This is a genomic window from Symbiopectobacterium sp. (assembly GCF_051710365.1).
Taxonomy (GTDB): Bacteria; Pseudomonadota; Gammaproteobacteria; order Enterobacterales; family Enterobacteriaceae; genus Symbiopectobacterium.
On the sequence record NZ_JBPETA010000023.1, the window covers coordinates 18,110 to 27,814 of the forward strand.

Consider the following 9,705-nt stretch of genomic DNA (forward strand, 5'->3'; position numbering starts at 1 on the left):
ACCGTTAACGCTGGAGTTCATCCAATGCCGGGGTATCAAGATGAGAAACATCCCCGGCGGTTTCCACGACCCAGCCGGACGCCAACCACGGGCTCTGCTGATAATCGATGCGGAGCGAGCAGTTACGCAACCGCAAACGACGTTCCGCGCTGGCGGGCAGCCCAAGTATGGTGCTTAACAAGCAGCCGAGGGCCATACCATGACTGACCAGCAGCGGACGACTGCCAGGCGGCAGCGCCAGACAGCGATCGAGCACCTGATGCATACGCGTTGCCATCTCCGCCATGGATTCCCCTTTGGGAATGCGGCCATCCGGCGTACCGTCCACCAGTTGCTTGCGCCAGGTTTCCTCCTGCGGGCTGAGCGTGTCTATGTCACGCATTTCCAGCACTCCCATATTCAGCTCACGCAAATTAGGGTCTTCAACCACTTCACAGTGGTGGTAAGACTGCGCAATAATCTCGGTAGTGCGGCGCGTCCTCCCTAAATCGCTGGTAAAGATATGCGTGATGCCTAGCGTTTTAACACGGTTCGCAACCTGATAGACCTGCTGTTCGCCTTGTGCGGTCAACGGGCTGTCGGATTGTCCCTGAATACGCCGAGCTACGTTCCATTCCGTTTCACCGTGGCGAACAAGATATACCTGTAACATCGCTTTTTTCCATTATACTGCGTCAAATTAACTAAAAGAGTATGAACCGTTATGTACCATGTTGTCGCTGCCACTACCAACCCGGCAAAAATTAAGGCTATTACACTCGCATTCACGGATGTCTTTGGCGAAGAAAACTGTCGCATCGAAGGTGTTGATGTCGACAGCGGCGTTTCTCATCAGCCCCTGGGTTCCACCGAAACGCGTACCGGAGCTCGCAACCGCGTTATGCGCGCCCGTCAGGTTCGGCCCGAGGCCAATTTCTGGGTCGGCGTCGAAGCTGGCATTGAAGAGAGCATGACGTTCGCCTGGATGGTGATTGAAAACCCACATCTGCGTGGTGAATCACGCTCCGCCAGCCTGGTGCTGCCGGAAAGTATATTACAAGGAATCAAGGAAGGAAGAGAGCTGGGAGACGAAATGGCACGTTTGACCGGCATTCAGGACATTAAACATCAGGGCGGTGCGATTGGGGTGTTCACCGACGGTAAACTGACGCGCACCAGCGTCTACTATCAGGCACTGTTGTTAGCGTTGGTACCCTTCCACAACCCCATTTACAGCCAGCCGAGCTAGCCCGTTTAAGGGGCGCGATGCCCCTTAACCTCTACGACATCCCACAGACCTATTTGCCCTCAGGCAGCAGTTGTGCGTACAGCCACTGTTTCAGCGCGGGCGATGCCGCTTTTAAACTGTTAGATCCTCGCGTGATGGTAGCAATACCGGCACCCAATTCGTTTTTCAATTCACGCTGGCTCATCTCTCCTCGCATCAACTCCTGAATAATGCGCACACGCGTAGCAAGCGCCGTGCGTTCGTCCGGCGTCAACAACAGTTGCAACAGAGGGTGATGCAGATCTTCCGCCACGGAGAGCTTCAATAGCTCAACAAACTTGAGCCAATCTTCATTGCCGTGTTCGGAAAGCGCGGGATCGGTATGTGATAAAGGGGTCATAGCGGGCTGCCATACTCGTTAACGAGTACAGCAGCATAGCATAATCATTGGGAAATCACCGATATCGTGAGTGAAAAATCGCATCGGTAACGCAACACCTAGTAACGCTGTCCCCACTCTGCTGACGTCAATACGCTGTCATTCTGATGCAGGAAGTAGCGATAAAAGGCATCGTAGGCCAGCACGTTTTTCACATAGCCACGCGTTTCGGTAAACGGAATGCTTTCAATAAAGGCAACCGGATCGAGACGCCTTGCGCTGTTTTTCAGCCAGGTATTCACGCGCGAAGGACCGGCGTTATAGGCTGCACTGGCAAGGATACGGTTGTTATTGAAGGTCTGATATACATCATCCAGATAAGTGGTGCCCAACAGAATATTGGTTTCGGGATCGAACAGCTGGCTGCTGTTGACATAGCCGCTCAGGTTGCCCTTTTTCGCGGTATGCTGCGCGGTGGCCGGCATCAGTTGCATCAGGCCGGAGGCACCGACCGGAGAGCGCGCCTGCGGGTTCCAGGCGCTTTCCTGGCGGGCAATCGCCATCGCATAGCTCTGTTGAATGGCACGCCCTTGCGTCATTCGCTGGAAGGTGTCGCGCCATGCCAGAGGGAAACGTTCTTCCAGATTGTCCCACAGCTTAGCCACAATGGTCGCCTGCACGCTGAGGTCAGCCCAGCCTTGATCAAACGCGTAACGCGCTAACGCCCCTTGACGCGGCTTATCGCTGTTCGCCACCAGTTCCCCCCATTCGCTACGCGCCAGATTGTCCATGTTCCAGTACATCAATTCGCGCACGCGCGCAATTTCCGGCCGTTGCGCCAGGGTTTTATCCGGGATGGACGAGGTAATGGTCAACGAATAAGGGATACCGAGCTTCTGCGCGGCAACCATCGGGTAGAAGCCCCGTCCCTGCATCAGCGATCGCAGTATGGCTTCCCCATCCTGACGCTGCCCGTTATCTAACAGCAACATCGCTTGCCAGTAGCGCCACTCATCTTTCTGTAACGCCTCAGCCGGAAGTTTCGCGAGCCAGAAGCGCAGCCCCGCTTTATCCCCCTCTCCGAGCGTCATACGTACCCTGCGTTCAATCAGGCTGGTGGATTGGCTGCGCTGCGTAACAGCATCACGCCAGGCGGCCTGTTCTGGAGTCGCACCGGTTCCCATCCAACGCCAGGCCACCGCTTCTTCCATCTCGCGGCTATCGGCTTCGCTCATTTTTTGCAGCCGCTCCAATACGCTGATGAGCGCACGGGCCCCCTCTTCATCCTGTCGAGCCAGTTGGCGGAAGGCGACCAGCGTGGCATTGCGCGTAAAATCGGTTGGCCCCACGCTGCGTGCGAAGCGCTCTACGGTTTTGGGGTCATTCTGTAACTTCATCAACGCATCGCTGATGGTACGGTAATCAGGCGGAAGCTGTTTCACCAGATAGTTCACCAGCCCGGTGCTGCCTTCGTTCATTGCCAGCCGAATGCGCTCCAGTACGGCGATCGGCGTTTTTTCACCGGCGGCTTCCCAGACGGCAAACAGCTTATCGCAAGTGGTAGGCAGCGAACGGCCGGTCAGCCAGATGGCCTTTGCTTCATCCCACACGCCCTGACGCTGCCCCGTTGCGAAGCGGGCATAGAGGTGATTACAGTGCGCCGCAACCGGTTTGGGTGAGGTGGGCGCAAACGCCAGCAAGCCCGCCCAATCCTCGCGGCGCGCCAGTTCATTCACAAACAGGGATTTCAGATTACGCGCAGGTGGTAACGTTGGATAACGCGCCGAGAATGCGCTAACGTCGCTGCTGCTCACCTGCCCCAGCGATTGTGTTAACGCGCGGTATTCCAGATAAGGATAAAGCGGGTAATCGCGCAAGGTTGGCATCAACGCCTGCACGGTATCCATCTGATTACTGTCCCACGCCTGCTTAACCTGCTGATAGCGCTGGCGTTGAGCATCCAGCGTATCCGCCATGGCTGAGCTTGTAACCCCCGCCAGACACAGGATGGCAATGCGCGCCCAGCGCCCCATGTTACCCTTCATCCAACCACCTCATCCCAAACGGTTATCGACATGCAATGTGCACATCACTGATACATTTCGCCTTAGAATGCTGCTGTCAGTGCAAACAGGGTGTTCGCATCAGCAAAATTTGCATCATCCAGACGACATTTGCTGCCCTCCAGTATGGCACAGGATGCGCGGCGGCGACGTAAAAGGGAATAAAATATCAAGCAACGTAAGGATAACCGTTTATAAATTCCGGGTAGGACGCTGTGCGCCAAAACGCAGCCCTTAGAGCCATTTCACAGAGTGACAGACAGTAAGGGATGATGGCTGGGATCGCACGGCGAAACCAGCTACACTCCGCATCAACATAACGATAAATCGAAGAGGGCGACGCCCCACCTTCATCGTTAACCTCGATGCAGCGCGGGCTACGCACTGCATCCTTTAACCCATAGAGAGGCGAAGTCGCAACGTGGCTCAATACGTCTATACCATGCACCGCGTCGGCAAAATGGTTCCGCCGAAGCGCCATATTTTAAAGAATATCTCCCTCAGCTTCTTCCCAGGCGCAAAAATTGGCGTGCTGGGCCTGAACGGCGCAGGGAAATCCACCCTGCTGCGTATCATGGCTGGGATCGATAAAGACATCGAAGGGGAAGCGCGCCCGCAACCCGGCATCAAAATCGGCTATTTGCCACAGGAGCCGCAGCTCAACCCGGAACACACAGTACGTGAATCCGTCGAAGAAGCGGTATCGGAAGTGGTCGGTGCGCTCAAACGTCTGGATGAAGTGTATGCTCTGTACGCCGATCCGGATGCCGACTTCGACAAGCTGGCGGCGGAACAGGGTAAGCTGGAAGAGATCATTCAGGCGCACGACGGCCATAATCTGGATAACCAGTTAGAACGCGCTGCCGATGCGCTGCGCCTGCCGGAATGGGATGCCAAAATCGCCAAACTGTCCGGGGGCGAGCGCCGTCGCGTGGCGCTGTGTCGTCTGCTGTTGGAAAAACCAGACATGCTGCTGCTCGACGAACCGACCAACCACCTGGATGCGGAGTCCGTGGCCTGGCTGGAACGCTTCCTGCACGACTTCGAAGGCACCGTGGTAGCCATCACCCACGACCGTTACTTCCTCGATAACGTGGCTGGCTGGATTCTGGAACTGGACCGCGGCGAAGGCATTCCGTGGGAAGGCAACTACTCTTCCTGGCTGGAGCAAAAAGATCAACGTCTGGCGCAGGAAGCCTCTCAGGAAGCGGCTCGCCGTAAATCCATTGAGAAAGAGCTGGAGTGGGTGCGCCAGGGTGCCAAAGGCCGTCAGGCCAAGGGCAAAGCCCGTTTGGCTCGCTTTGAAGAGCTTAACAGCACCGAATACCAGAAACGTAACGAAACCAACGAACTGTTTATTCCACCAGGTCCACGTCTGGGCGACAAAGTGGTGGAAGTCACCAACCTGAGCAAAGCCTACGGTGAGCGCCAACTGATTGATGGCCTGTCGTTCGCGGTGCCCAAAGGGGCGATTGTTGGAATTATCGGCCCGAACGGTGCTGGTAAATCAACGCTGTTCCGTATGATGTCCGGTCAAGAACAGCCCGATGGCGGTACTATCGAACTGGGCGAAACGGTAAAACTGGCGTCGGTCGATCAGTTCCGTGACAGCATGGACAACAGCAAAACCGTGTGGGAAGAAGTCTCCGGCGGGCTGGACATCATGCGTATTGGTACCACCGAGATGCCGAGTCGCGCCTATGTTGGTCGTTTTAACTTTAAAGGTACCGATCAGGGCAAACGCGTCGGCGAACTGTCCGGCGGTGAGCGCGGTCGTCTGCACCTGGCGAAGCTGCTGCAAGTCGGTGGCAACGTGCTGCTTCTCGATGAACCGACCAACGACCTGGATATTGAAACCCTGCGCGCGCTGGAAAACGCACTGCTGGAGTTTCCCGGCTGCGCCATGGTCATTTCCCACGACCGTTGGTTCCTTGACCGTATTGCTACCCACATTCTGGATTATCAGGATGAAGGCAAGGTGGAGTTTTTCGAAGGTAACTTCACCGAGTACGAAGAATACAAGAAACGCACGCTGGGCGCAGACGCACTGGAACCTCACCGCATCAAGTACAAGCGTATCGCGAAGTAATGAGCTGTTAGCGCCAGGTAGTAAAATATCTCTTCATATCAAACGCCTAGGTTATTGCCGGGGCGTTTTTTTATGGTGATTGCCGCTCAATCGCGATCAAAAGGTTTCCCAATTCTGATTGTCATCCGGCTTGACCCGTTTTGTGCCTGCCGCAGGCAACGCAGGGTTGCTGCGCACTGACGTTGGCGCAGCAGCGCCCGTCGAGGCTGCCAGCGCGCGGGTGGGCACTGACAAAGCTATCTGGAATACCGCAACCGCCTGCGTTAAACGCCCGGCCTGATCCTCCAGCGATACCGCCGCCGCAGAGGCCTCCTGCACCAACGTCGCATTCTGCTGCACTGCACTATCCATTTCCGACACCGCCTGACTCACCTGGCTGATACCCCGACTCTGTTCATCAGACGCGGAAGCGATTTCCCTCATGATGTCGGTCACGCTGGTGACCGCCTGAACGATCTCACCCATGGTTTCTCCCGCCTGTGACACCAGATGCGCGCCGGTATCAACCAGGCGACCTGACTCACCGATCAGGGATTCAATCTCTTTTGCCGCCTGTGCACTGCGCTGCGCCAGGCTGCGCACTTCACCGGCCACCACGGCAAACCCGTGCCCTTGCTCACCGGCACGGGCGGCTTCAACGGCGGCATTCAGAGCCAGAATGTTGGTCTGGAAAGCAATGCTGTTAATCACGGAGGTAATGTCCGCAATCTTGCGTGAACTGGTAGAAATATCGCTCATGGTGGTCACCACGTTATTCACGATATCACCGCCCTTCTCCGCTTTGGTTGAGGCATTTTTCGCCAGTTGGCTGGCATGGTGGGCGTTATCGGAGTTTTGTTTCACCGTAGCCGTCAGTTGTTCCATACTGGCGGCCGTCTCTTCTAGCGCGGCGGCCTGCTGCTCCGTGAGTGAGGAGAGATCGATGTTACCCGCAGAAATTTCCGTGGCCCCCAGATGAATCGCCGTTGCCCCTTCGCGCACCACACTAACCGTTTCTGCCAATGCGGCCTGCATATTCTGGACATTCTGTCCCAGAATACCGATTTCGTTACGCCCCATCTCACTAGCACTTTGGGTTAAATCCCCGGCGGCAATACGTTGAATGCGCGTCACCAACCGATCCAGCGGAGCCAGTAATGCATTGCGGATAATCACGTAGATGATCGCAGCCATCACAATGGAAGCCACAAAGGAGAGCGCCATCAGCATAAAGCCCCGGCGCGAATTGGCCTCGGCGTGCTGGTTGATTTGCGTAGCGTTATCCGTCAGATAGCGCACCGCTTTACGCACCGATTGCGCGTAGTTCTCGTCCAGTTTGCGCGCTTCATCGCTTTCCAGTGAAATGAATTCTTCAAATTCGCCTCGCTTCGCCGCCTCGATGATCAGTTTGACCGCCTTATCGCGGTACGCCGCGTAGTTAACGGCGAGTTCATCATCCAATCCAGCGGGCGCGTTGAATTTATCCGGCCGGGCCAGATATTCATCGAAGCGTTTTTGTGAGCTTTTTACCCGGTTTTCCGCCAGTGTCAGTGCGCTTTTATAACCCTCTGCATCACCAACGCGCAACTGATCCATGCTGCTGCTGATGCCAGCACGCACATCAGAAACCAGGTTGGCCCGATCTAATGCATCATTACTCTGTTTAAGAAAATAACTCGCCGTACCGATGGAGATAGCGAACAGTAATAAAATAATCGTTAACAGACTAATAAATAGCGTAACAAGTCTGATGTTGTTGATATAAAATGAATTTCCTTTTAACTCGGACATGACTGTTATTCTCACTTCGACAACGGCTGGTATGGATATCCCTTCCGCAACGCACCATGAACAGCATTGGCGTTGCTAAAAAAACATCGTCAGATTCATGTTTTATCGGCAATGGCGTGAAAACATCCATCTTGATGTCGTGATCATAATCACATTTCAAATAAAGTGGCGTTATATTTCTAAAAATAAGAAATACGCTTTCACATTATATAACGCGTCACACTATCAGGATAAAGGTGTGGTCGGCGTGACATATTCCGCCAGCGCATCATGTTGCAGCACAAATTCGATAAAGCAGGCCATTGCGGGAGAATTAAGTTTCCTGCTGGGATAAACCAAATAGAGTTCATTAGGTTCTGCACGCCATTCAGGCAACACGCGCACCAATGGTCGGGACGGATCGACGCCATCGACAAGAAACGCGGGCAACAGGGTAATGCCCGCGCCCGCCATCGCACATTCACGGGCATACAGCAGATTGTCCGTGGTGTGCGTCAGCGGAAGCAGCCAGCGATAATCCTCGCTGCCACGCTGCAATGACCACTCCGCCCAGGCACGATGGGCAATGCATTGGTGAGACTGAAGCTGCTGCGGATGCACCAATGCCGGGTGGCCCGCCAGATAGTGCGGCGATGCCACCAGATAACGCGGCGTCACACCCAACGGTCTGCCAATCAGAGACGAATCAAGCGGCTTGCCGGTGCGAAATGCCACGTCAAACCCTTCATCGACTAAATCCACCAGCGTGTCAGAGATGGCAATTTCCAGAGATACGGTGGGAAAGCGGCGCTGAAACTCGGTAGTCAAGCGCGCCAGCAGCGTGGCACCGAAACCAGCCGGGCTGGTGATGCGAAGCCGCCCGCTCGGATTATCACGTAAATGTTGAATAGCGAGATCGGCCCGCTCACTGGCCTGCATCATCTCCTGACAATGGATCAGATAACGCTCGCCAGCAAACGTCAGGCTGATCTTGCGCGTAGTGCGGTTTAGCAGCCGTAACCCAAGCTGCTGTTCGAGCTGACTGATACGCAAGCTGAGGCTGGATTTGGCCATGCCAGCCTTGAGCGCGGCCTGTGTCACACTGCCACATTCGGCTACCAGCGCAAACAGCGCCATATCTTGCCACTGCCTAAACATGGAAGGTTTAAACATAATTGTTCGCCTATAACAAACACTTCGTTAATGATTGTCCATCTTATCAGCACGATGAGTTCGTTCTACACTTTTCTCATCGAAACAATGAGGAACAGATCATGACCGTACATGCTATTGCCGTTGACCCACAACATCCCGAACGTTTTATCGCCATTACCCAAGAGCAGCCGCAACCTGGCCCACACGATCTGCTGGTTGAGGTAAAAGCGATATCCATCAATCCTGTCGATACCAAAGTCCATGCCGGTTTGCGGAAAAACGGATTGGCTGAGCCGCGCGTGTTAGGCTGGGATGCCAGTGGCACCGTACTTGCTATTGGCGATCGCGTCAGCGGTTTTCAGGTGGGCGATGAAGTGTGGTATGCCGGCGATATCACGTGCGCTGGCAGCAACAGCTCGCATCAACTCATTGATGCACGGATTGTGGCGCACAAACCGGTATCCCTCGACTGGGCCGCCGCCGCTGCGCTGCAGCTGACCGCGCTCACCGCCTGGGAAGGACTGTTTGAACACCTTGAGATTCAGGACGCTGACGCAGGGAAAAACCTGCTGATTATCGGCGGCGCGGGCGGCGTTGGCTCTCTGGCTATTTCACTGGCGGCACTGCGCAGCGAGGTCAATGTCATCACCACGGCATCCCGTCCTGATTCGGCAGAATGGTGCCGTCAGCGCGGCGAGGATCTCGTGGTTGATTATCGTGATTTGGTCGGGGAGTTGAAAAAAGCAGGCATTACCCAGGTGGATTATATTTTCTGCCTGAACGATACCGACGGCCACTGGAGCGCGATAGGCTCCCTGATTGCACCGCAGGGCAAGATTTGCACCATCGTGGAAAACGAACGTCCGCTGGATCAGAACGAACTGAAGCGTAAAAGTGCCTCGCTGCATTGGGAATTCATGTTTACCCGCAGCATGTACCCGTCATTCCGCACCTGATTTTTCTTTTTTCGGGACTTGACGGTATTCTGAAGTTCTGAATTTATTACTGCTTTTTGCAGACCAATCAGCATGAGTACTCCCCACGTTACCATCCGTAACCTTGA

General features: G+C 54.9%; 7 protein-coding genes and 1 pseudogene. 3 read left to right on the plus strand and 5 right to left on the minus strand.

Translation table 11 applies throughout. From position 1 onward, the window contains the following. Positions 1-4 precede the first annotated feature (4 nt). Complete coding sequence (gene gpmB / locus ACTBDZ_RS03715) at positions 5-652, minus strand: 2,3-diphosphoglycerate-dependent phosphoglycerate mutase GpmB (RefSeq protein WP_438814292.1); 648 nt, start codon at positions 650-652, stop codon at positions 5-7. 51 nt (positions 653-703) lie between these two features. On the opposite strand from gpmB, the gene yjjX reads away from it, so the two are divergent. After that, positions 704-1,228, plus strand: coding sequence for an inosine/xanthosine triphosphatase (gene yjjX / locus ACTBDZ_RS03720; RefSeq protein WP_222158267.1), 525 nt, complete (start codon positions 704-706; stop codon positions 1,226-1,228). Positions 1,229-1,277: 49 nt separating this feature from the next. On the opposite strand, the gene trpR is transcribed toward yjjX, so the two are convergent. Next, a complete protein-coding gene (gene trpR, locus ACTBDZ_RS03725) occupies positions 1,278-1,607 on the minus strand; it encodes a trp operon repressor (RefSeq protein ID WP_438814293.1) in 330 nt (109 codons plus the stop codon). Positions 1,608-1,705: 98 nt separating this feature from the next. Beyond that, positions 1,706-3,619 carry a murein transglycosylase gene (gene sltY / locus ACTBDZ_RS03730; protein ID WP_438814297.1) on the minus strand — a complete coding sequence of 638 codons (1,914 nt, stop codon included), beginning with the start codon at positions 3,617-3,619 and terminating at the stop codon, positions 1,706-1,708. A gap of 451 nt (positions 3,620-4,070) precedes the next feature. Here sltY and ettA point away from each other — a divergent pair, with 451 nt between their 5' ends. Then, positions 4,071-5,738, plus strand: coding sequence for an energy-dependent translational throttle protein EttA (gene ettA, locus ACTBDZ_RS03735; protein WP_438814294.1), 1,668 nt, complete (start codon positions 4,071-4,073; stop codon positions 5,736-5,738). A gap of 96 nt (positions 5,739-5,834) precedes the next feature. On the opposite strand, the gene ACTBDZ_RS03740 is transcribed toward ettA, so the two are convergent. Both ACTBDZ_RS03740 and ACTBDZ_RS03745 read right to left on the minus strand, forming a co-directional pair. Next, complete coding sequence (locus tag ACTBDZ_RS03740) at positions 5,835-7,508, minus strand: methyl-accepting chemotaxis protein (RefSeq protein ID WP_438814295.1); 1,674 nt, start codon at positions 7,506-7,508, stop codon at positions 5,835-5,837. Between the two features lie 225 nt (positions 7,509-7,733). Further along, entirely contained in the window at positions 7,734-8,645 is a 912-nt protein-coding gene (locus ACTBDZ_RS03745; RefSeq protein ID WP_438814298.1) for a LysR family transcriptional regulator, read from the minus strand. Positions 8,646-8,761: 116 nt separating this feature from the next. Between ACTBDZ_RS03745 and ACTBDZ_RS03750 the strand changes: the two are divergent. After that, positions 8,762-9,580, plus strand: a pseudogene (locus ACTBDZ_RS03750) (zinc-binding alcohol dehydrogenase family protein); the annotation flags it as partial. Positions 9,581-9,705 lie beyond the last annotated feature (125 nt).

Bases quoted from the DNA above. Each gene is read 5' to 3' on its own strand.
- ACTBDZ_RS03745 (WP_438814298.1), bottom strand. From the start codon at position 8,645: ATGTTTAGGCAGTGGCAAGATATGGCGCTGTTTGCGCTGGTAGCCGAA.
- sltY (WP_438814297.1), bottom strand. From the start codon at position 3,619: ATGGGGCGCTGGGCGCGCATTGCCATCCTGTGTCTGGCGGGGGTTACA.
- gpmB (WP_438814292.1), bottom strand. From the start codon at position 652: ATGTTACAGGTATATCTTGTTCGCCACGGTGAAACGGAATGGAACGTA.
- trpR (WP_438814293.1), bottom strand. From the start codon at position 1,607: ATGACCCCTTTATCACATACCGATCCCGCGCTTTCCGAACACGGCAAT.
- yjjX (WP_222158267.1), top strand. From the start codon at position 704: ATGTACCATGTTGTCGCTGCCACTACCAACCCGGCAAAAATTAAGGCT.
- ACTBDZ_RS03740 (WP_438814295.1), bottom strand. From the start codon at position 7,508: ATGTCCGAGTTAAAAGGAAATTCATTTTATATCAACAACATCAGACTT.